Origin of the sequence: Thiomonas sp. X19 (genome assembly GCF_900089495.1) — a bacterium.
Lineage (GTDB): Bacteria > Pseudomonadota > Gammaproteobacteria > Burkholderiales > Burkholderiaceae_C > Thiomonas_A.
This window is the reverse complement of the sequence record NZ_LT605203.1, coordinates 2,418,539-2,439,907: the sequence shown is the minus strand read 5'-3', so window position 1 is coordinate 2,439,907 and position 21,369 is coordinate 2,418,539. Positions and strand designations below refer to the sequence as shown.

19 protein-coding genes are annotated in these 21,369 nt (G+C 67.3%); 15 read left to right on the top strand and 4 right to left on the bottom strand.

The genetic code is table 11. The features are described 5' to 3' along the window. Positions 1 to 27: 27 nt before the first annotated feature. From THIX_RS11655 to THIX_RS11640, 4 genes are read left to right on the top strand one after another with little or no spacing between them, the layout of a single operon-like run. Positions 28 to 933 (top strand): branched-chain amino acid ABC transporter permease, encoded by a 906-nt coding sequence (locus THIX_RS11655; RefSeq protein WP_112486146.1) that lies wholly within the window; start codon positions 28 to 30, stop codon positions 931 to 933. Beyond that, the gene (locus THIX_RS11650; protein ID WP_112486147.1) at positions 930 to 1,877 is read left to right on the top strand and encodes a branched-chain amino acid ABC transporter permease; all 948 of its coding nucleotides are present in this window, start codon (positions 930 to 932) and stop codon (positions 1,875 to 1,877) included. Before THIX_RS11655 ends, THIX_RS11650 begins: the two co-directional genes overlap by 4 nt. Then, a complete protein-coding gene (locus THIX_RS11645) occupies positions 1,874 to 2,707 on the top strand; it encodes an ABC transporter ATP-binding protein (RefSeq protein ID WP_112486148.1) in 834 nt (277 codons plus the stop codon). Before THIX_RS11650 ends, THIX_RS11645 begins: the two co-directional genes overlap by 4 nt. Positions 2,708 to 2,736: 29 nt before the next feature. Further along, complete coding sequence (locus THIX_RS11640) at positions 2,737 to 3,456, top strand: ABC transporter ATP-binding protein (RefSeq protein WP_112488326.1); 720 nt, start codon at positions 2,737 to 2,739, stop codon at positions 3,454 to 3,456. Between the two features lie 28 nt (positions 3,457 to 3,484). Here THIX_RS11640 and THIX_RS11635 read toward each other — a convergent pair whose 3' ends face one another. The 3 genes from THIX_RS11635 to THIX_RS11625 all read right to left on the bottom strand — a co-directional run bounded on the left by THIX_RS11635 (position 3,485) and on the right by THIX_RS11625 (position 7,696). After that, positions 3,485 to 5,593, bottom strand: a complete 2,109-nt coding sequence (locus THIX_RS11635) for a DUF3488 and transglutaminase-like domain-containing protein (RefSeq protein ID WP_112486372.1) — start codon at positions 5,591 to 5,593, stop codon at positions 3,485 to 3,487. Between the two features lie 4 nt (positions 5,594 to 5,597). Continuing rightward, positions 5,598 to 6,653, bottom strand: a complete 1,056-nt coding sequence (locus THIX_RS11630) for a DUF58 domain-containing protein (RefSeq protein ID WP_112486371.1) — start codon at positions 6,651 to 6,653, stop codon at positions 5,598 to 5,600. 122 nt (positions 6,654 to 6,775) lie between these two features. Then, positions 6,776 to 7,696 carry a MoxR family ATPase gene (locus THIX_RS11625; RefSeq protein ID WP_112486370.1) on the bottom strand — a complete coding sequence of 307 codons (921 nt, stop codon included), beginning with the start codon at positions 7,694 to 7,696 and terminating at the stop codon, positions 6,776 to 6,778. Between the two features lie 123 nt (positions 7,697 to 7,819). Here THIX_RS11625 and THIX_RS11620 point away from each other — a divergent pair, with 123 nt between their 5' ends. From THIX_RS11620 to can, 10 genes are all read left to right on the top strand, one after another. Then, positions 7,820 to 8,752 (top strand): histone deacetylase family protein, encoded by a 933-nt coding sequence (locus tag THIX_RS11620; RefSeq protein WP_112486369.1) that lies wholly within the window; start codon positions 7,820 to 7,822, stop codon positions 8,750 to 8,752. An 86-nt stretch (positions 8,753 to 8,838) separates the two neighbouring features. Further along, entirely contained in the window at positions 8,839 to 10,482 is a 1,644-nt protein-coding gene (locus tag THIX_RS11615; protein WP_112486368.1) for an acyl-CoA synthetase, read from the top strand. Between the two features lie 53 nt (positions 10,483 to 10,535). Further along, complete coding sequence (locus tag THIX_RS11610; RefSeq protein WP_112486367.1) at positions 10,536 to 11,339, top strand: enoyl-CoA hydratase; 804 nt, start codon at positions 10,536 to 10,538, stop codon at positions 11,337 to 11,339. Between the two features lie 117 nt (positions 11,340 to 11,456). Further along, the gene (locus THIX_RS11605) at positions 11,457 to 12,788 is read left to right on the top strand and encodes a mechanosensitive ion channel family protein (RefSeq protein ID WP_112486366.1); all 1,332 of its coding nucleotides are present in this window, start codon (positions 11,457 to 11,459) and stop codon (positions 12,786 to 12,788) included. 138 nt (positions 12,789 to 12,926) lie between these two features. Further along, positions 12,927 to 13,676, top strand: a complete 750-nt coding sequence (locus THIX_RS11600) for an electron transfer flavoprotein subunit beta/FixA family protein (protein ID WP_112486365.1) — start codon at positions 12,927 to 12,929, stop codon at positions 13,674 to 13,676. Positions 13,677 to 13,757: 81 nt separating this feature from the next. Beyond that, a complete protein-coding gene (locus THIX_RS11595) occupies positions 13,758 to 14,690 on the top strand; it encodes an electron transfer flavoprotein subunit alpha/FixB family protein (protein ID WP_112486364.1) in 933 nt (310 codons plus the stop codon). A 77-nt stretch (positions 14,691 to 14,767) separates the two neighbouring features. Further along, positions 14,768 to 16,552, top strand: coding sequence for an acyl-CoA dehydrogenase (locus THIX_RS11590; protein WP_112486363.1), 1,785 nt, complete (start codon positions 14,768 to 14,770; stop codon positions 16,550 to 16,552). A 2-nt stretch (positions 16,553 to 16,554) separates the two neighbouring features. Continuing rightward, on the top strand, positions 16,555 to 17,517 hold the full coding sequence (locus THIX_RS11585; RefSeq protein WP_112486362.1) for a nitronate monooxygenase family protein: 963 nt from the start codon (positions 16,555 to 16,557) through the stop codon (positions 17,515 to 17,517). 95 nt (positions 17,518 to 17,612) lie between these two features. After that, positions 17,613 to 17,969: a DUF962 domain-containing protein gene (locus tag THIX_RS11580; RefSeq protein WP_112486361.1), complete on the top strand. Its 357-nt coding sequence runs from the start codon at positions 17,613 to 17,615 to the stop codon at positions 17,967 to 17,969. A gap of 88 nt (positions 17,970 to 18,057) precedes the next feature. Beyond that, a complete protein-coding gene (can, locus tag THIX_RS11575) occupies positions 18,058 to 18,726 on the top strand; it encodes a carbonate dehydratase (protein ID WP_112486360.1) in 669 nt (222 codons plus the stop codon). A gap of 38 nt (positions 18,727 to 18,764) precedes the next feature. Here can and THIX_RS11570 read toward each other — a convergent pair whose 3' ends face one another. Continuing rightward, positions 18,765 to 19,757, bottom strand: coding sequence for a LysR family transcriptional regulator (locus tag THIX_RS11570; protein ID WP_112486359.1), 993 nt, complete (start codon positions 19,755 to 19,757; stop codon positions 18,765 to 18,767). 174 nt (positions 19,758 to 19,931) lie between these two features. Between THIX_RS11570 and THIX_RS11565 the strand changes: the two genes are divergently transcribed. Continuing rightward, the gene (locus tag THIX_RS11565) at positions 19,932 to 21,353 is read left to right on the top strand and encodes a form I ribulose bisphosphate carboxylase large subunit (RefSeq protein ID WP_112486358.1); all 1,422 of its coding nucleotides are present in this window, start codon (positions 19,932 to 19,934) and stop codon (positions 21,351 to 21,353) included. The last annotated feature ends 16 nt before the right edge of the window (positions 21,354 to 21,369 follow it).

Genomic DNA, 21,369 nt, shown 5'->3' with positions numbered 1-21,369 from the left:
TCAAAACAAGAAAGAGGGGACGCGCTCATGCTCGGCATCGTGCTGCAGCAGCTGGTCAACGGTCTGACGGTCGGTGGCATCTATGCCCTGATCGCCCTGGGCTACACCATGGTCTACGGTGTGCTCAGGCTGATCAATTTCGCCCATGGCGACCTGTGCATTTTCGGCGCCTACATCGGCCTCGTCGCCCTGGGCTCGGGGGCCGGCAGCGGGCAGAGCCATTTGCTGCTGGTGGGGGCGGCGTTCATCCTGGCGGCCGTGGTCGTTGCCGCTGCCGGACTGGTGCTGGAGTTCACGGCCTACAGGCCGCTGCGCAAGGCCGACCGGCTCTCGGCCGTGGTGTCGGCGCTGGGCGCCTCGCTGTTCATCGAGAATGGCATCATGCTCATCTGGGGGCCGCAGCTCAAGGTGTTCCCGAGCCATTTGCTGCCGGCCATGCATTGGACCTTCGGCGGTGCCCGCATCGACCTGGTGCAGGTGCTGATCATGCTGGGCTCGGCCGTGCTCATGGCCATCCTGTACTGGTTCGTGCACCACACGCGCTACGGCACGGCGATGCGCGCGGCAGCGAGCGACCAGGACGCGGCGCGGCTGATGGGCATCAACGTCAACCGGGTGATTTCCAGCGTGTTCATCATCGGCCCGGCCATCGGCGCGGTGGGCGGCCTGTTCATCGGCCTGTACTACCGGCAGGTGTACTTCACGATGGGCTGGACCTACGGACTCAACGCCTTCATCGCCGCCATCATCGGCGGCATCGGCAACATTCCGGGGGCCATGCTCGGCGGGGTGCTGCTGGGGCTGTTCAACGCCTTTGCCGCGGGTTTCATGTCGAGCTCGTGGCAGGAGGCCATCACCTTCGCCCTGCTGATCGGCATCCTGCTGGTGCGGCCGTCCGGGCTGCTCGGCGAACGCGTGGCGGAGAAGGTATGAAACCAATCCTCGCGCTGTTGCGCAATCCCCGGGTCGGCGCGGCGCTCTGGGTGCTGGGGCTGGCGGTGCCGTTCGGGCTCGACCAGACCTGGGTGTTCATTGCCTCGCTGTTCGCGGTGTATGCCATCGTCGCCCTGAGCCAGGACATCGTGCTGGGGCGGGCGGGCATGTTCGACATGGGGCATGCGGTGTACTTCGGCGTGGGCGCGTACGTCACGGCCGTGCTCAACACGCAGTTCAACTGGCCCATCTTCGCCACCTGGCCGCTGGCGGTGCTGGTGGCGGCCCTCGTCGGCGCGGTGCTGGCGGCGCCCATCGTGAAGCTGCGCGGCGACTACCTGCTGGTGGCGACCATCGGCTTCAACGCCATCTTCATCCTGGCGCTGGACAACAACGTCGGCCATCTCACGGGCGGGGCCGACGGTATTTTCAGCATCGGCGTGCCCAGCCTGTTCGGCTGGCAGCTCACCAGCCAGAACGCGCAGTTCTGGCTCGACTGGCTGGCGTTCGCGGCGGTGCTGCTGCTGATCCGCAACCTCGACCGCTCCCACCTCGGCCGCACGCTGTTCTACATCAAGCACGACCAGCTCGCCGCCACGACCATGGGCATCGATGCGCGCGCCTACCGCGTGCTGGCTTTCGCGCTGGGGGCGGGGCTGGCCGGTTTCGGCGGCACGCTGTTCGCCACGCTGATGGCCGCGGTGAGTCCCGGGGCTTTTGTGTTCACCGAATCGGTGACGCTGTTCGCCATCGTGCTGGTGGGCGGGCAGGGGTCGATCCCGGGGGTGCTGCTGGGCACCGCGCTGATGTTCGTCGTGCCGCAGGCCTTCCGCGGCTTCGCGCAGTACCGCTACTTCGTGTTCGGCATCGCCATGGTGGTGGTGATGGTGCTGCGCCCGCAGGGCATCTGGCCACGCGCCCAGCCGCAGGAGGCGAAGGAATGAGCGGCGCGCTGTTGCGTCTGGACGGCGTGGGCATTCGCTTCGGTGGTTTGCAGGCGGTGGGCGACCTGAGTTTTTCCGTCGAGCAAGGGCAGGTGGTCGGGCTGATCGGGCCGAACGGCGCGGGCAAGACCACGGCGTTCAACCTCATCACCGGGGTCTACAAACCTTCCGAAGGGCGCATCGAACTGGGCGGCCGGGACATCACCGGATGGGCGCCCCACCGCATTGCCCGCGCCGGCATTTTCCGCACCTTCCAGACCATCCGGCTGTTCTACGGCCAGACGGTGCTGGTGAATGTGTTGGCGGGCCTGCACTTGCAAACGCGCCAGCATTGGTGGCAGGGCTTGCTGGGCACGCCGTTTCAGCGCCGCGAAGAGGTGGAGCTGCGCGCCAAGGTGCGCGAGCTGCTGGCGCGGCTCGAACTCGACACGGTGGCCGACGAGGACGTGGCGTCCTTGCCCTACGGCCTGCAGCGCCGGGTGGAACTGGCGCGCGCCTTGATCGCCAAGCCCAGGCTGCTGATCCTCGATGAGCCGGCGGCGGGCCTGAACGACCAGGAATCCGCCGCGCTCAACCGCACCATTCTGGCGGTGCGTGACCAGGGCATCAGCGTGTTGCTGGTGGAGCACGACATGAACGTGGTGATGAACGTGACCGACAGCATCGTCTGCATCAACTTCGGGCGCAAGATCGCCGAAGGCGCGCCGGAGCACATTCGCAACCACCCGGAAGTCATCGAGGCGTATCTCGGCAAGGACGACGACGAAGACGACCTCCCGGCGCCGGTTTCGCCGCCTGCCCATCTGGCCGCGGCCGGGGGTGGGACATGAGTGGTGGTTCCGTGAGCCGTTCCATGAGTCTGCTGGAAGTTGAAAACCTGGACGTGCGCTACGGCCAGATCCAGGCGCTCAAAGGCGTGAGCCTGCGGGTGGAAGAGGGCGAGATCGTCACCCTGCTCGGCGCCAACGGCGCGGGCAAGACCACGTTGATGCGCACCATCAGCGGCCTGCTGCGGCCGCGTGCCGGTCATTTGCGCTTCCGCGGCGAGGACATCGCCCGCGTGGGCGCCGACCGCATCGTGCGCCTGGGCATTTCCCAGGCTCCCGAAGGGCGCCGCGTCTTTCCCACATTGACCGTGGCGGAAAACCTGATGCTCGGCGGCTACACGCGCGCGCCTGCCGAAGCGGCGCAAAGTCTGAAGCAGGTCTTGCTCATGTTCCCGCGGCTGGAGGAGCGCAGCCGGCAGCTCGCCGGCACCTTGTCGGGCGGCGAGCAGCAGATGCTGGCCATCGGCCGCGCGCTGATGGCCAAGCCCCGATTGCTGCTGCTCGACGAGCCCAGCCTGGGGCTGGCGCCGATCATCGTGCGCGATATTTTTCGCTCCCTGCGCCAGATCCGGCAGCAGGGCATGACCTTGCTGCTGGTCGAGCAGAACGCACGCATGGCGCTGAAGCTGGCCGATCGTGGCTATGTGCTGGAAACCGGGCGCATCGCCCTGCAGGCCAGCGCACGCGAACTGCTCGAATCGCCCGAGGTCCAGGCAACATATCTGGGCAAGGAAACCGCGTCGGCGCATTGAGCCTGGCGGTGCGAATGGGCGCCGGGCGTCAGTTCTGGCCCGCGAATCCCGGCGGCAGCCGCAGCCGGGCGATGTGGCGGCGCAGTTGGCGCAGTCGTTGCCGCTCGCTCCGAGCCCGATCGGCGTCGGGTCGGGCGTAGCGCCAGCGGTCCAGGGCGTCGAGCAGGGCGCAGGCTTCGGTGACGGCTGCGGGCCCCAGTGCGCTTTGGCGCAGGCGCGCGGCCAGGGCTGCAGGGGCATCGGACGGGGTGCTGGCGATGCCGGCTTGGCTCAGGCGCGCGCGCAGCGCGGCGTAGGCGGCGTTCCAGGGGTCGGTCTTGCGGCGCTCCCACACCAGCAGCAGGCCCATGAGGCTGACGGCCAGGCTGAGCGCGGCAACCGCCAGTGCGGAGAGTTGCGCCCAGTTGGGTTGCGCCATGCCGAGCTTGCGCAGCAGGTTGTTCTGCCGGGTTTGGCCGTAGTCCAGCACCCATTGGTTCCAGGCGTTGTTGAGCGCATCGCCCAGGTTGCGCAGGCGCAGCAGCAGGGCGGCGTCACGCGGGCCGAAGGCGGCAATGCCGAGCAGCGGCTCGCGCGCGGCGAGGGTCTGCCCGCTGCGGTCGATGCGGGAGGGGTCGACCATGGCGGTGGGGTCGGCGCGCAGCCAGCCACGCCCGGCCACCCAGTATTCGGCCCAGGCATGGGCGTCGCTCTGGCGCACCACCCAGGTGTGGTCGATGGGGTTTTCGCGTCCGCCCTGATAGCCGGTGACGATGCGCGCTGGAATGCCGGCGGCGCGCAGGAGCACGACGAAGGCCTGGGCATAGTGCTCGCAAAAGCCGACGCGGCGGTCGAACAGAAAATCGTCGATCTGGTTGCGCCCGGGGTAGGCGCCGGGGTTCAGGCTGTAGTGGAAGGGCTCGCGGCGGAACATCTGCAGCACGGCTTGCGCCACCTGCAGCGGGCCGCCGCCATCCGCCTGCGCCTGGCGGGCGAACTGTTCGCCCAGGGCGACGGTGCGCGGGTTGTCGCCGGGCGGCAGTTGCAGATCGGCCTCGAAGCGCGGGCCCAATCGCCGCGGCCCGTAGCTGAAGCGGGGGTAGGAGGTGATGTCGTAGCGCGTGAGCCGGGTGATGGGCCGGCTGGCGCGCAGCTCCAGGTTGGAGAGCTGGGCCACATCGGTCTGTGGCTGGCCGTAGAGCACCGGCGGGCCTTCGGCGGCATCGAGGGCGAAGACGAAGGGCTGCTGCGAAGGCTGCAGCGTGACGGCGTAGCGGATGCCGGGGCCTTCGGGGCGGACGTTGCGCGGCTGGTCGAGTCCGGCGGAAATGGCCTGCGGGCTGACGGGCAGCGGGCTCCATTGCCGACCGTTGAAGAGGGTGAGCACCGGGCCGCGCCAGTACAGCTCGCGCTCGGGCGGACGGGGCCCGAGGAACTCGACACGGAACGCCACGCTGTCGTCGCGCGCCAGGCTGGCGATGGAGCCGGCGTCCATCTGGTCGGACAACCCGGTGGCGTTGGAGGCCGAACTCGGCAGTGCCCACAGTGGCCCGGCGAAGCGCGGAAACAGCAGGAACAGCACGACCATGGCCGGCGTGCCGAAAGCCAGCAGCTTGGTCGTGAGCCACAGGCGCTGGCGCAGCGGCGGCTCGCCGGCGGGCAGGTTGGCGTTGACCAGGGCGGTGATCCAGCCCGCCGTGGCCAACAGCATCCAGCCGGCGGTGAGGGCCGATTGCGAATACAGGAAGTTGGCCGAGACGCCAAAAAAGCCGAGGTAGAACAACACATAGGCATCGCGCCGGTTGCGCGTTTCCAGCGCCTTCAGCCCGAGCAGCAGGCTGACGAGGGTGATGCCCGGGTCGCGCCCGAAGATGGTGTGGAACTGCAGCAAGGCACCAGCCACGCCGAGCATGAGCAGGAGCGCCAGCCACCAGCGCGACGGCAGCGGCCGGCTGCGCCAAGCCAGCAGGGCGCGCCACGCCAGCAGGGCGCCAGACCCCGCCACCGCCCAGCCCGGCAGATGACCGGCCAGCGGCACCAGGGTGATGGCGGCAACGGCGAGCAGGAACAGCGTGTCGCGCGCGTCGCGCGGCAAGCTGCGCAGATGGGCGAGCCAGCGGGCCGTGCTGCGGAGCGGAGGCGGGGAGGCGGCCTGCATGCCATCAACCGACTGTATCGACGCGGCCGTAGCCTGCCAGCTCGCGCAGACACTGGCGCGTGTGCGCGGGGCCGTGGCCCGGGGGGATGTCGCGGCCAGGCAGGCGCAGGCCGTAGGGCTGGGGGGCCTGCGCTGCTGCCAGCACCCAGGCGCACAGGCGCGACAGACGTGCTTCGAGCGGCAGTGCGGCGGGCAGATCGGCCCAGTCGAGCCAGCGCTCGGGCTGGGCGGTGGCGGGGGTGGCAGCGCGCACGACGAGGTCGTCGCTCGCGGCTTTTTTCCACACCACATGGCGCAATGGGTCGCCACGGCGGTAGGGGCGCAGGTCGTCGAGTTCGTCGCCGAGCACCTGGCGCGTGGGCACTTGGCCTTCGCTGCGAACCTGGTGCTGCGCGGGCAACGGCGGCGCCGGGTTTTCGGGTTGCGGATAGACCCAGAGCGCAGCACCGGGACGCCACACGCTCCAGGCGCGCCACAGGCCCAGCGGGTAGCGGCTCTCGATCCGCAGCAGCGGCCAGGGCTGGTGGCCGCGCGCGGGCGGGGTCCAGGGCAGGGCGAAGTCGGCGGTGGCGTCGCGCCCCACGTCCAGCGCGTGCCAGCCCTGGCGTCCGGCGGCGAGTTGCAGGCCCCAGCGCTGGCGCCCGGGGCTGTGCAGTTGCAGGCGCAGCGCGGCGGGCTGACCGGCGTAGAGCGGGGCGTCGTCGGGCATGCGGGCGGCGAGCGTCAAGCCGCGCACATTGTTGTGGGTGATGTGCAGCGACACCAGGGCGCTGCCTGCGAGCAGGAAGGTGAGCAGGTAGCCGAGGTTGAGCTGGTAGTTGATGGCCGCGACCAGCAGCACCAGCAGGGTGAGGGCGAAGAACCAGCCGGCACGCGTGGGCAGGATGTAGACGTTGCGATGACTCAGCAGGGTTTGCGCCCCGGGCTCGTGGCGCGCCTGCGCCCAGCGGCCGAAGCGCTCGCGCAGGCTGTTGGGCGAGGGCGGGCGCGGGTCTGGCGCGGCGCGTCTGCCGGGCCAGAGGCGGCGCGTTTCGAGCGTGCTGGCGGCGGCCTTGCTCAATGCGGGCTCCGCAAGGCGAGGGGTTGTGTCGCCGCCCGGTCATGTCGCGCAAACCGCGCGAATGGCGCGACGGCCTGGTGGGGGGCAGTGGGGCAGCGCATGCCTTGCTCCGCGCTTCAGCTTCAGATGGGCACTTGCCGCAGCAGCTCGGCAATCTGCCCGAGCACGGCGTCGCGCGAGCCCGCGGTTTCGGCCGCCGGGTGCAGGCGGTGCACGGCGATGGCGGGGAGCACGGTCTGCACGTCTTCCGGGCTGCAGTAGTCGCGCCCTTGCAGCAGGGCGTGGGCGCGGCTGGCGCGCAGCAGGGCCAGGCCAGCGCGGGGGCTCAGGCCTTCGGCGAAGCGGCGCGGGTCGCGCGTGGCGGCGAGCAGGCGCTGCACATAGTCCACCAGCGCGGCGGCGACATGCACGGCTTGCGCCTGCTGCTGCAGCGCGGCCAGCGAGGTGGCGTTGAGCAGGGCGGGCAGGCGGGCCAGCAGGCTGCGGCGGTCTTCGCCCAGCAGCAGCGCGCGCTCGGCGGCGGCGTCGGGGTAGCCGAGCGACAGGCACATGAGAAAGCGGTCGAGCTGGGACTCGGGCAGGGCATAGGTGCCGCGCTGGTCGTGCGGGTTCTGCGTGGCGATGACGAAAAACGGCGAGGGCAGGGTGCGGGTGGCGCCGTCGATGCTCACCTGGCGTTCTTCCATCGCTTCCAGCAAGGCGCTTTGCGTCTTGGGCGGGGCGCGATTGATTTCGTCGGTCAGCAGCACCTGGGTGAACACCGGGCCTGGATGGAAGGCGAAGGCGCCGGTGTTGCGGTCGTAGACGGTGACGCCGAGCAGGTCGCCGGGCATCAGGTCGGCGGTGAACTGCACGCGGGAAAACTCCAGCCCGAAGGTGTGGGCCAGGGTGTGGGCCAGGGTGGTCTTGCCGACGCCGGGGAGGTCTTCGATCAGCAAATGGCCGCCGGCCAGCAGGCAGCACACCGCCAGCCGGGATTGCGCATTCTTGCCGACCAGCACGGTGTCGATCTGGGCCACCAGGGCAGCGAGTTGGGGGTTCATGGGAGTAGAAAACGCGGCGCGACCCGTAGTAGCACAATGAACCAGCATTGTGCCTACGCACTGTGGAATCGGCTGAGTGCGGGGCATCGAAAATCGTCAGATGTCGAATCGCGAGGAGACACCATGCGCACCGGGTATTACACCCACCCCGATTGCCGCCTGCACGAGATGGGCGCGGATCACCCCGAAAGTCCGCAGCGCCTGGCTGCGATCGACGATCGGCTGATGGCCAGCGGCCTGGACTGGGTGCTGCTGCGCCCATCGGTGCCGCTGGCGGACGAGTCGGCGATGGAGCTGGCGCACAGCGCCGCCCTGATCGCAGGCTTGCGCGAGGCGGGCAGCATCGAGGCCGGTTATGCCTGGATCGACCCCGACACGGCGATGAACCCGCAGACCTGGCAGGCCATACGCCGTGCGGCCGGGGCGGCCATTGCGGCGACCGACGCGGTGTTGGACGGCAGCCTCGACAACGCGTTCTGTGCCATTCGCCCGCCTGGCCACCACGCCATGCGTGCGCAGGCCATGGGTTTTTGCTTCGTCAACAACGTGGCGGTGGCGGCGTGTCATGCGCTGGACAAGCGCGGGCTGGAGCGCGTGGCCATCGTCGATTTCGACGTGCATCACGGCAACGGCACGGAAGACATTTTCAGCGGCGATGCACGGGTGCTCATGACGAGTTTTTTCCAGCATCCCTTCTACCCGTACAGCGGCACCGAACAGCCGGCCGCCAACATGCTCAACGTGCCGCTGCCGGCCTACAGCAACGGCGCGCGGGTGCGCGAGGTGGTGCAGCAGCAGTGGCTGCCGCGCCTGCGCGCTTTTGCGCCGCAAATGATCTTCATCTCCGCCGGTTTCGATGCCCACCGCGAAGACGACCTCGGCCAGATGGGCTTGGTGGAGGCCGATTACGCCTGGATCACCCGCGCGCTGCGCGAGCTGGCGGCCGAGGTGTGCGAGGGGCGCATCGTCTCCTGTCTGGAGGGGGGCTACAACCTGAGCGCCCTGGGCCGCAGCGTCGCGGCGCATGTGCGCGTGCTGGCGGGCTTGGACGACTGAGGCGCCGCAAGGAGCCGCACGGAGTTGTCCACCGCGCAAGTTCACAGCAAGGCGGAAGGCGCAACATGGCCCTAACGGAGACCCGCATGAACGACACCGACCTCGTGCCCAACGCGGCCAACCACGCGCCGCTCACACCCCTGATTTTTCTCGACCGCGCCGCCGACCTGTACCCGCAGCGCATCGCCATCGCCCACGGCGCGCTGCGCCGCACCTGGGGGCAAACGCGCGAGCGCTGCCGCCGCCTGGCGTCCAGCCTGGTGCGGCGCGGCTTGCAACGTGGCGACGTGGTGGCGGTGATGCTGCCCAATGTGCCGGCCATGGTGGAGGCGCATTTCGGTGTGCCGCTGGCCGGCCTGGTGCTCAACGCGTTGAACACCAGGCTGGATGCCGAAGCCTTGGCCTACATGCTGCTGCATGGCGGCGCCAAGGCGGTGCTGGTGGATGCCGAGTTGACCGGCGTGATGCGCCGCGCGGTGGACCTGGCCGTGGCGCAGGGGCTGCCGGCGCCGCTGGTGGTGGACGTTCCCGATCCCGAATTCGTCGCGCGGGGCGAGTCCATCGGCAGCCTGGACTACGACGCGCTGCTGGCCGAGGGCGACCCCGCTGACGCCTTGCCGGGTGCGACGCACGAGTGGGAGTCCATCGCCCTGAACTACACCTCGGGCACCACCGGCAAACCCAAAGGCGTGGTCTATTCGCACCGCGGCGCCTATGTCAACGCGGTCTCCAACATCCTGGAATGGGACATGCCGCGCCACCCGGTGTACCTCTGGACCCTGCCGATGTTCCATTGCAACGGCTGGTGTTTTCCATGGACGGTGGCGGCGCGCGCCGGCATCAACGTCTGCCTGCGCCGGGTCGAGGCGCAGGCGATTTTCGAGCGCATGCGCGGCGAGGGCGTGACGCATTACTGCGGCGCGCCCATCGTCCACGGCCTGCTGGTGAACGCCCCGGCGGAGATGAAAGCGGGCATCGCGCAAAAGGTGCGGGCGATGGTGGCGGGTGCCGCGCCGCCGGCCGCGATGATCGAGGGCCTGGAGGCGATGGGCTTCGAGCTCACCCATGTGTATGGCCTCACCGAGGTCTACGGCCCGGCCACGGTCTGCGCCAAGCAGGCCGACTGGGATGCGCTGCCGCTGTCCGAGCGTGCCCGCCTGAACGCGCGCCAGGGCGTGCGCTACCACCTGCAGGACGGCGCCACGGTGCGCGACGCCGACACCCTGGACGAGGTGCCGCACGACGGCCAGACGATGGGGGAGGTCATGTTCAAGGGCAACATCATGATGAAGGGCTATCTGGGCAACCCGCAGGCCACGGCCGAGGCCTTTCGCGGCGGCTGGTTCCACACCGGCGACCTGGCGGTGGTCGACCCGGACGGCTACATCAAGATCAAGGACCGCAGCAAGGACATCATCATCTCCGGCGGCGAAAACATCTCCAGCATCGAGGTGGAAGATGTGCTGTATCGTCATCCGGCGGTGATGGTGGCGGCGGTGGTCGCCATGCCCGATGTGAAATGGGGCGAGACGCCTTGCGCCTTCATCGAACGCAAGCCTGGCGCGCAGGCCACGGCCGAGGACATCATGGCCTTTTGCAAACTCCATCTGGCCGGTTTCAAGGTGCCGCGCAAGGTGGTGTTCGGCGAGGTGCCCAAGACCTCCACCGGCAAGATCCAGAAATTCGCGCTGCGCGAGCGGGCCCGCTCGCGCAGCGCCATCGATCGGTGAGCGCGAAGTCCGCGACGACACTGAAAATTCAAGCAACGATCAAGGAGACCGTCATGAATGCCGTACTGCAAGCCCAACCCCCTCTGGTGCTCAACACCCGCGACGCGCGCGGCGTGGTGACGCTCACCCTCAACCGGCCGCAGGCCTTCAACGCCCTGTCGGACGCGCTGCTGGGCGCGCTGCAGGCCGAGATCGACGCGCTGCAGGGCGATTCGTCCGCGCGCGTCGTCATCATCCAGGGCGCGGGCCGCGCGTTCTGCGCCGGGCACGACCTGAAGGAAATGCGCGCCGAGCCGAGCGCCGAGAAAAGCAGCGATCTGTTCGAGCGCTGCAGCAAGGTCATGCTCGGCCTGCTCGCGCTGCCGCAGCCGGTCATCGCCCGGGTGCACGGCATTGCCACCGCGGCCGGCTGCCAGCTCGTGGCGCAGTGCGATTTGGCGGTGGCAGCAAGCGATGCGCGCTTTGCCGTCTCGGGCATCAACGTCGGCTTGTTCTGCTCCACCCCCAGCGTGCCGCTGGCGCGCAATGTGCCGCGCAAGGTGGCCATGGAGATGCTGCTGACCGGCGACTTCATCGACGCCGCAACCGCGCTGCGATGGGGGCTGGTGAACCGCGTGGCCGCTCCCGAGGCGCTGGACGCCGAGGTGGAGAAGCTGGTGCAGAGCATTCTGGCCAAGCCGGCTTCGGCCATCGCCATGGGCAAGGCGCAGTTTTATCGCCAGATCGAAATGGGCATTGCCAGCGCCTACCAGCTGGCGGGCCAGACCATGACGTGCAACTTCATGACCGAAGAGGCGCTGGAAGGCGTGCAGGCCTTCATCGACAAACGCGCACCGGCGTGGCGCGGTGGGCATTGAGGCCGGTTCAGGAAGTGCGCCCAGCCTTGAGACGGCGCTCCCGGGTCGACGCACAAGTGGCAGACGTGCGGCGCTTGCTGCCGATAGCATGCGGCTTTGGCCTAGCCGCACGCATCCATGGAATCCCCCCTGCTTCTCGCCGTCCTCCACCATCCCTGGGCGCAGCTGCGCTGGCAGCTGCTGCTGATTGCGGGTGCCCTGCTTCTGGGGCTGGTCGCAGGCATGTGGCTGGAGCGTCGCCTGATGGCGGCCGCCACCTGGAAGGCTGCGTTGCGCGCGGCGCTGGGCGACGGTGTGGGCATGCCGATCATCGCGCTGCTGTCGCTGCAGTTTGCGCGCCACGCCACGCCCATGCTGCGCAACGCGCCCTTGCTCAAGCTGGCGCTGCCAGCGCTGGCCGTGTGGCTGCTGGTGCGGGTTGCAGCCCGGGCTTCGCAACGCGCGTTTCCAGGCAGCGAACCCATCCGCTTCCTGGTGCGCGGCCTGAGCTGGCTGGCGTGGCTGGGGCTGTTCCTCTACCTGAGCGGCGCGCTGCCGGAAATCATCGAGGCGCTGGACGCCTTTTCCTTTCATCTCGGCAACCAGCGCCTCACCGGCTGGACGCTGATGCGAGGCATCGCCTCCATCGCCATCACGCTGGTCCTGGCCTTGTGGGTGTCGTCGCTGCTGGAAAGCAGGTTGCTGGCGTCGCCGCTGGAAATCAATCTGCGTCTGGTGCTGTCGCGCCTGATTCGCGCCGCCATCTTCACCGTTGCCTTGCTGGTGGCGCTGCAGATGGTGGGCATCGACCTCACCGTGCTGGGCGTGTTCGGCGGCGCCCTGGGCGTGGGCCTGGGGCTGGGCCTGCAGCGCATCGCGGCCAACTACGTTTCGGGCTTCGTCATCCTCCTCGAGCGCAGTTTGCGGGTCGGCGACAACGTGCGCCTGGACACCTTCCAGGGCAAGATCCTGGACATCAAGACCCGCTACACCGTGGTGCGCAGCAGCGGCGGCACCGAGTCCATCGTGCCCAACGAGATGCTGATCTCCAACCGCATCGAAAACCTGTCGTACACCGACCCCAATGTGTGGATGTCCACCACCGTCTCGGTGGGCTATGCCAGCGACCTGGACGTCGTGCTCCCCCTTATTCGCGAGACGGCCATCTCGGTCGCCCGCGTGCTGCACGACCCGGCTCCCAACGCCGTGCTCAGCAACTTCGGCAGCGACGGGCTGGAGATCACCATCGGCTACTGGATTGCCGATCCCGAGAACGGCACCCTCAATATCCGTGGTGCCGTGAACCTGGCGGTCTGGCGCGCGCTCAGAGCCGCCAACGTGGAGCTTCCCTTCCCGCAGCGGGTGCTGCATTGGGGCCCGGGACAAAAGCCGGATCGGCCCCCGGCTCCGGAGCCGGCCGAGCCTTCGTCCCCGGACAACAACCCCATTCGGCCCGTGCAAGGGGCTTGATTCGGTATCCACAGGCCGATACACTAGAAAAAAGAACGGTCGTTCGATTTTTTTGGGTTATTTGCCGTGAGCCCACTTGGCTCTGAATGGCGCTGCCTATACTCGGAAACCGTTGTTCCCATTCCTCAGGAGTCTTGAATGAAAGTGCTGGTCGCGGTCAAGCGCGTGGTCGATTACAACGTCAAGGTGCGGGTCAAAACGGATGGCAGCGGCATCGACACCGCGGGAGTGAAGATGAGCATGAACCCCTTCGACGAGATTGCCGTGGAAGAAGCGGTGCGCCTGAAGGAGAAGGGCGTGGCCAGCGAAATCATTGCCGTGAGTTGCGGCCTTGCCGCCTGCGGCGAGACCCTGCGCACGGCCATGGCCATCGGCGCCGACCGCGGCGTGCTGGTGGAGAGCGACACCGAACTGCAGCCGCTGGCCGTGGCCAAGCTGCTCAAAGCCGTGACGACCCGGGAAGGCGCGCAGCTCGTCATCCTCGGCAAACAGGCCATCGACGACGACAGCAACCAGACCGGGCAGATGCTCGCCGCCCTGCTGGGCTGGTCGCAAGCCACCTTCGCCTCCAAGGTGGAACTGGGCGCGACCGAGGCGAACGTCACGCGCGAAGTCGACGGCGGTCTGGAGACCATTGCTGTGAAGCTGCCCGCCGTCATCACCACCGACCTGCGCCTGAACGAGCCGCGCTACGTCACCCTGCCCAACATCATGAAGGCGAAGAAAAAGCAGATCGACACCCTCAAGCCGGGTGAGTTGGGCGTGGACGTGGCGCCGCGCCTGAAAACCCTCAAGGTGGTGGAGCCGCCCAAGCGCGGTGCCGGGGTGAAAGTGCCCGACGTGGCCACGCTGGTCGCCCGCCTGAAGACCGAAGCCAAGGTCATCTGATCGGCCCTTTGCGGCGCACCCCACGGCGCGCAACGCACTGGCACACCCTCCATCGGCCCGCCATCCCATCGAGAATTTTCCATGACCGCACTCGTCATTGCCGAACACGATAACCACGTTCTCAAGCCCTCCACCCTCAACACCATCGCCGCGGCGCTGCTGTGCGACCCGCAGGTGCATGTGCTCGTCGCGGGCGAAGGCTGCGCCGCGGTGGCGCAGGCCGCCGCACAAGCCGCGGGCGTGGCCAAGGTGCTGTGCGCCGACGCGCCGCACCTCGGCGCCGGCCTGGGCGAGAACGCCGCGGCGCAGGTGCTGGCACTCGCCCCCGCCTACAGCCACATCCTCGCCCCCGCCACCGCCTTCGGCAAGAACGTCGCGCCGCGCGTGGCCGCCCTGCTCGACGTGGCGCAGGTGTCCGACATCATCCATGTGCTCGGTCCCGACACCTTCGACCGCCCGATCTACGCCGGCAACGCCATCGCCACGGTGCAGAGCGCCGACAAGACCCTGGTCATCACCGTGCGCACCACCGGCTTCGACCCGGTCGCCGCCACCGGCGGTAGCGCCGCGGTCGACAGCATTGCCGTGGTGGCCGACACCGGCCTGTCCAGCCTGGTCGGGCGCGAAACCACCAAGAGCGAGCGGCCCGAACTCACCGCCGCGAAGATCATCGTCTCCGGCGGCCGCGGCCTGGGCAGCAAGGAAAACTTCGAGGCGGTGATGACCCCGCTGGCCGACAAGCTCGGCGCCGCGCTGGGCGCCAGCCGCGCCGCGGTGGACGCGGGCTATGCGCCCAACGACTGGCAGGTGGGGCAGACCGGCAAGATCGTCGCTCCTCAGCTCTATGTCGCGGTCGGCATTTCCGGGGCCATCCAGCATCTGGCGGGGATGAAGGACAGCAAGGTCATCGTCGCCATCAACAAGGATGAAGAGGCGCCGATTTTCGGCGTGGCCGACTACGGCCTGGTGGCCGATCTGTTCACCGCCGTGCCGGAAATGGTCAAGCAAATTTGACGCATCAAGCGCGTTCACGAACAGCAGAGGCCGCACAGATGGCCCCACCAAAACTACGCCCCAAGCCGGAGACTCGCATGAGCTACACCGCCCCCGTCCGCGACATGATGTTCGACCTCGAACATCTCGCGGGCCTTGATTCCATCGCCAAACTGCCCGGCTTCGAGGACGCCACGCCCGACACCGCCCGTGCCGTGCTGGAGGAGTGCGCCAGGTTCAACCAGGATGTGGTCGCGCCGTTGAACCGCGCGGGCGACTTGCAGCCCAGCACATGGAAGGACGGCGTGGTGACCACCACGCCGGGCTTCAAGCAGGCGTTCAAGCAGTTCGCCGAGGGCGGCTGGCAAGGCTTGCAGCATCCGGCGGAGTTCAGCGGCCAGGGCCTGCCCAAGAGCATTTCCGCGGCCTGCACCGAAATGCTCAACAGCGCCAATCTGAGCTTCGCGCTCTGCCCGTTGTTGTCCGACGGTGCGATCGAAGCCCTGCTCACTGCGGGTTCGGACGAGCAAAAACAGCGCTACATCCCGAAGTTGATTTCCGGCGAGTGGACCGGCACCATGAACCTGACCGAGCCACAGGCAGGCTCCGACCTTGCGCTGGTGCGCACCCGCGCCGAACCGCAGGGCGACGGCAGCTACCGCCTCTTCGGCCAGAAGATCTACATCACCTATGGCGAGCACGACATGGCCGAGAACATCGTCCATCTGGTGCTTGCCCGCCTGCCCGACGCCCCTGCTGGGGTCAAAGGCATTTCGTTGTTCATCGTGCCCAAGGTGATTGCTGACGGGCGGCGCAACGACGTGTGGTGCGCCTCCATCGAACACAAGCTGGGCATCAAGGCCAGCCCGACCGCCGTGCTGGTGTTTGGCGACGGCAAGGGCGCGGTGGGCGAGGGGGCAGTGGGGGAGTTGATCGGCGAGGCCAATCGCGGTCTGGAATACATGTTCATCATGATGAACGCCGCGCGCTACGCCGTGGGCCTGCAAGGCATCGCGGTGGCGGAGCGCGCCTATCAAAAGGCAGCGGCTTATGCGAAAGACCGCGTGCAGTCGCGCCCGGTGGATGGCAGCGCGGCGCAGTCCGTCGCCATCATCCATCACCCGGACGTGCGCCGCATGCTCATGACCATGCGCGCCCTCATCGAAGGCGCGCGCGCGCTGGCCCTGATGGCCGCCAGCCTGCACGACGTGGGCCGCGCCCACGCCGACGCGCACCAACGTGCCGCGCACGAGGCCGCGTATGAATTCCTCGTGCCGCTGGTCAAGGGCTTCTCCACCGAAATGAGCATCGAGGTGGCCAGCCTCGGGGTGCAGGTGCATGGCGGCATGGGCTTCATCGAGGAAACCGGTGCGGCCCAGTTTTACCGCGATGCGCGCATCCTCACCATTTACGAAGGCACCACGGCGATTCAGGCCAACGACCTGGTGGGGCGCAAAACCGTGCGCGATGCCGGCGCGTTGGCGCTGAACTTCGCGCGCCGCGTGGGGCAGACCGAAGAAGCGCTCAAGGCCACGGGCGACGCCCAGGCCAGCGCCATGGCCGCGCAACTCGCCACCGCACGCGCGGCCTACGAGCAGGTTGTCCACTTCATCGCTGCCAACGGCAAGTCCAATCCCAATGCCGCCTACGCGGGCAGCGTGGCGTATCTCATGCTGGCGGGCATTTTGATGGCGGGCTGGCAACTGGCGCAAAGCTGGCTGGCCACGGCCCATCTGCCGGGTGAAGATGCCGCTTTTGCCCAAGCCAAGCGCAGCACGGCAGCCTTCTATTGCGCCCACATCCTGCCGCGCTGCGGCGCGCTGCGAGACGCGGTGCTGCAGGGCGCGGACAGCGTGATGGCCTTGCCTGTGGAGGCGTTCTGACCATGGCGCTGCCCACCGGTTTATCCACGCTTCGCCTACCGGTCATCGGTTCGCCGCTGTTCATCATCTCCAACCCCAAGCTGGTGATTGCGCAGTGCACGGCCGGCATCGTCGGCAGCTTTCCGGCGCTCAACGCCCGGCCCGCCTCGCAACTCGATGAGTGGCTGGCCGAGATCACCGAGGCGCTGGCAGCGTGGGACAAGGCCCATCCGGACCAGCCCGCCGCGCCGTTCGCGGTGAACCAGATCGTCCACCGCAGCAACGACCGGCTGGAGCACGACATGATGGCCTGCGCCAAGTACCGCGTGCCCATCGTCATCACCTCGCTGGGTGCGCGGCCCGAGGTGAACCAGGGCGTGCATGCCTGGGGCGGCATCGTGCTGCACGACGTCATCAACCAGGCCTTCGCGCACAAGGCCATCGAGAAGGGAGCGGACGGGCTCATCCTCGTGGCCACCGGCGCGGGCGGGCATGCGGGCGTGCAATCGCCCTTCGCCCTGGTGCAGGAAACGCGGGCGTGGTTCGACGGTCCGCTGGTGCTCGCGGGGGCCATCGCCGGTGGCGACGCGGTGCTGGCGGCGCAGGCCATGGGGGCCGATCTGGCTTATGTCGGCAGCGCCTTCATCGCCACCGAGGAGGCGCGGGCGCCGGATGCCTACAAGCAAATGATCGTGGGCAGCAGCGCCCAAGACATCGTCTACTCCAACCTTTTCACCGGCATTCACGGCAACTATCTGCGCGGCTCGATTGTCGCCGCGGGCATGGACCCCGACCACTTGCCGGAGGGCGACCCGAGCAAGATGGATTTCGCATCGGCCATCGGTGGTGCCAAGGCGTGGAAAGACATCTGGGGCTGCGGCCAGGGCATCGGCGCCATCGACCGCGTCTTGCCGGCAGCCGAACTCGTGGCCAAGCTCGGCCAGGAATACCGCGCTGCACGGCAGCGGCTTTGCATCGCGGCATGACGCTGTGCAACCGGCATCCGGCCATGCGATTCGCCCGTTTCGGCCTATGCTTGTCGTGGGCATCCCGCCCGCAGTCCTGATGGAGGAAGCTTGTCATGCGTGCCCGTCATCAAGCCAACGGCCCCATCGCCGCACCCAACCCTGCGCGCTTGGCGCAGTGCAAGACCTTCGCCGAGTTCTATCCGCTCTACCTGGCCGAGCACCGCAACCCGGTGTGCCGGCGGCTGCATTTCACCGGCTCCACACTTGCGCTGATCTGCCTGTTCTTCCTGGTGTTCACCGGCAACCCTTGGTGGCTGCTGGCCGGCGTGGTTTGCGGCTACGGCTTCGCCTGGGTCGGTCATTATTTTTTCGAGCACAACCGCCCGGCTTCATTCAAGCGGCCCGTCTACAGTTTGATGGGCGACTGGGTGATGTGGTGGCAGACCCTGAGCGGGCGACTGGCGCTGTAAATCCGGTGCAATTCCAGGGAGTCGGCCTGGGCTAGGATGTTCACTGCCAGCGCGAGCCCGCGCTGGTGCGACCGCACAAGCCCTAGCCATGCCATCATCCCAAGACCCCGACTACGCCCTGCTGTTCGACAACAACCAGCGCTGGGTGGAGCGAACCAACAGCAGCAAGCCGGGCTTTTTCCAATCTCTGGCACAGCAGCAGGCGCCCAAGTATTTCTGGGTGGGTTGTTCGGATTCACGGGTTCCTGCCAACGAGGTCATCGACCTGGCGCCGGGTGAGGTGTTCGTGCATCGCAACGTGGCCAATGTGGTGCCGCATTCGGACCTCAACGCCCTGTCCACGCTGCAGTTCGCGGTCGACATTCTGCATGTGGAACACATCCTGGTGGTGGGGCATTACGGCTGCTCGGGCATCCGGGCGGTGCTGGACAACACGCGGGTGGGCCTGGCCGACAATTGGCTGGGCCATGTGGGTGACGTGATGGAGCGCCACCTGGCCTTGCTCGACAGCCTGCCCGACGCGCAGGCCCGGCACGACCGGCTGTGCGAACTCAACGCCCTGGAGCAGGCGCACAACGTGTGCCGCAGCACCGTGCTGCAGGATGCCTGGGGGCGAAACCAGCGACTGACGGTGCATGCCTGCGTCTATGGCTTGAAGGACGGCCTGCTGCGCGACCTGGGGTTCAATGTGCGCGAGCCGCACAAAGTGACCACGCAATACGCCCACGCACTGCACGGCTTGCGCCAGACGGGCTGAAGCCGCGCTTTGTGGTCAGTGCTTTGCGCAACGACCGCCTAGGGCGACCGTTGCGGCTTGGACTTTGACGGCGCCTTCACTTTGATTCCAGATGCGGGCGGCATGAAGGCGGGAATCTGCGGCAGGTAGCTTCGTGCCATGGCCTGACTTTCGGTGAGCATGAAATCCAGGAAGGTTTGCGCCACCACGGAAAGCTGCTTGTCGGCCGGGCGCAGCACATACCACTGGCGGCGAATGGGGAAGCCCTGCACGTCCAGCACCGTGATCTCGTCGCTGTTCTTCTCCAGCGCCAAGGTATGGGCGGAAAGCACCGCAAGCCCCAAACCGCCCGCCACGGCCAGCTTGATGGCTTCGTTGCTGCCGAGTTCCATGCGCACTTTGAGCGCCAGGCCGTGATCCTTGAAGTGATTTTCGGCCGCCAGCCTTGTGCCCGAACCGGGCTCGCGAATGAGGAAGAACTCTTGCGCCAAACGGGGCAGGGTGATGTTGCGCTCCAGTGCCAGCGGGTGCTCGTGCGGCGCCACCACCACCAGCGGGTTGTCGAGAAACGCTTCGGCGCGCACATCCATGTGCTCGGGCGGCTGGCCCAGCACGTACAGATCGTCGGCGTTGTCGCTCAGGCGCTGCAGCACCTTGCCGCGGTTGGTGACTTCCAGTGAGACCTCGATGCCGGGGTAGCGCTCGAAAAAGCGCCCGAGCAGGCGGGGAATGAAGTACTGCGCGGTGGTGATGACCGACAGGCGCAGCCGCCCGGCCTTCGTGCCTTTGAAGTCGGACACGACCATCTCGAACCGGGCCAGGTTGTCGAACATGGTCTGGCAGACCTTCAACAGCTCCTGCCCCGCATCGGTCAGGTACAGCTTTTTGCCCACCTGTTCCAGCAGCGGCAGGCCGACGATTTCGGACAGCTGCTTGAGCTGGATGGACACCGTGGGCTGGGTCAGGTGCAGTTCCTCGGCGGCGCGCGTGACGCTGCGCAGGCGAGCAATGGACTCGAACACTTTGAACTGGCGCAGGGTGGCGTGTCGCATAGATAGGGATGCTGCGATGCAATATTCAACATAGATTGGTATCTATGATAACGCAGTGTAAAAACAATTATTTTTTGCCGCCAAAGCCGACTACAGTTCGTTTGCTCGTCCGGGCACCATGCCATCTCACACGTGTCGGGAAGGCTTTCGTCTCAATCTTGCAAGGAGTTTTTAATGGCCACGAAAACCTATAACGCCGGTGTGAAGGAATATCGGCAAACGTATTGGACCTCCGATTACACCCCGAAAGACACCGACCTCCTGGCGTGCTTCAAGATCACGCCGCAAGCTGGCGTGGACCGTGAGGAAGTGGCTGCCGCCGTCGCCGCCGAGTCGTCCACCGGCACCTGGACCACGGTGTGGACCGACCTGTTGACCGACCTGGACTACTACAAGGGACGCGCCTACGCCATCGAAGACGTTCCCGGCGACGACACCTGCTTCTACGCCTTCGTGGCCTACCCGATCGACCTGTTCGAAGAAGGCTCCGTGGTCAACGTGCTGACCTCGCTGGTGGGCAACGTGTTCGGTTTCAAGGCCCTGCGCGCGCTGCGCCTGGAAGACGTGCGCTTCCCCATCGCCTACGTCAAGACCTGCGGCGGTCCGCCCAACGGCATCCAGGTCGAGCGCGACAAGATGAACAAGTACGGCCGTCCGCTGCTGGGTTGCACCATCAAGCCCAAGCTGGGCCTGTCGGCCAAGAACTATGGTCGCGCCGTGTACGAGTGCCTGCGCGGGGGGCTCGACTTCACCAAGGATGACGAGAACGTCAACAGCCAGCCGTTCATGCGTTGGCGCGACCGTTTTTCCTTCGTGCACGAAGCCACCCTCAAGGCCGAGCGTGAGACCGGCGAGCGCAAGGGCCACTACCTGAACGTGACCGCCCCCACGCCGGAAGAGATGTACAAGCGTGCCGAGTTCGCCAAGGAAATCGGCGCGCCCATCATCATGCACGACTACCTCACCGGTGGCTTTACCGCCAACACGGGCCTGGCCAACTGGTGCCGCGACAACGGCATGCTGCTGCACATCCACCGCGCGATGCACGCCGTGCTGGACCGCAACCCGCACCACGGCATCCACTTCCGCGTGCTGACCAAGTGTCTGCGTCTGTCGGGCGGCGACCATCTGCACTCCGGTACCGTGGTCGGCAAGCTCGAAGGCGACCGCGATGCGACCCTGGGCTGGATCGACATCATGCGCGACGAGTTCATCAAGGAAGACCGTTCGCGCGGCATCTTCTTCGATCAGGACTGGGGTTCCATGCCGGGCGTGATGCCGGTGGCGTCCGGTGGCATCCACGTCTGGCACATGCCTGCACTGGTGAGCATCTTCGGTGACGACTCGGTGCTGCAGTTCGGTGGCGGCACGCTCGGCCACCCTTGGGGCAATGCTGCCGGCGCCGCGGCCAACCGCGTCGCGCTGGAAGCCTGCGTGGAAGCCCGCAACCAGGGCCGCGCCATCGAGAAGGAAGGCAAGGAGATTCTCGCGGCTGCCGCTGCCCACAGCCCGGAACTGAAGATCGCCATGGAAACGTGGAAAGAGATCAAGTTCGAGTTCGACACCGTGGACAAGCTGGACGTCGCCCACAAGTAATCGGGTCTCAGGCATC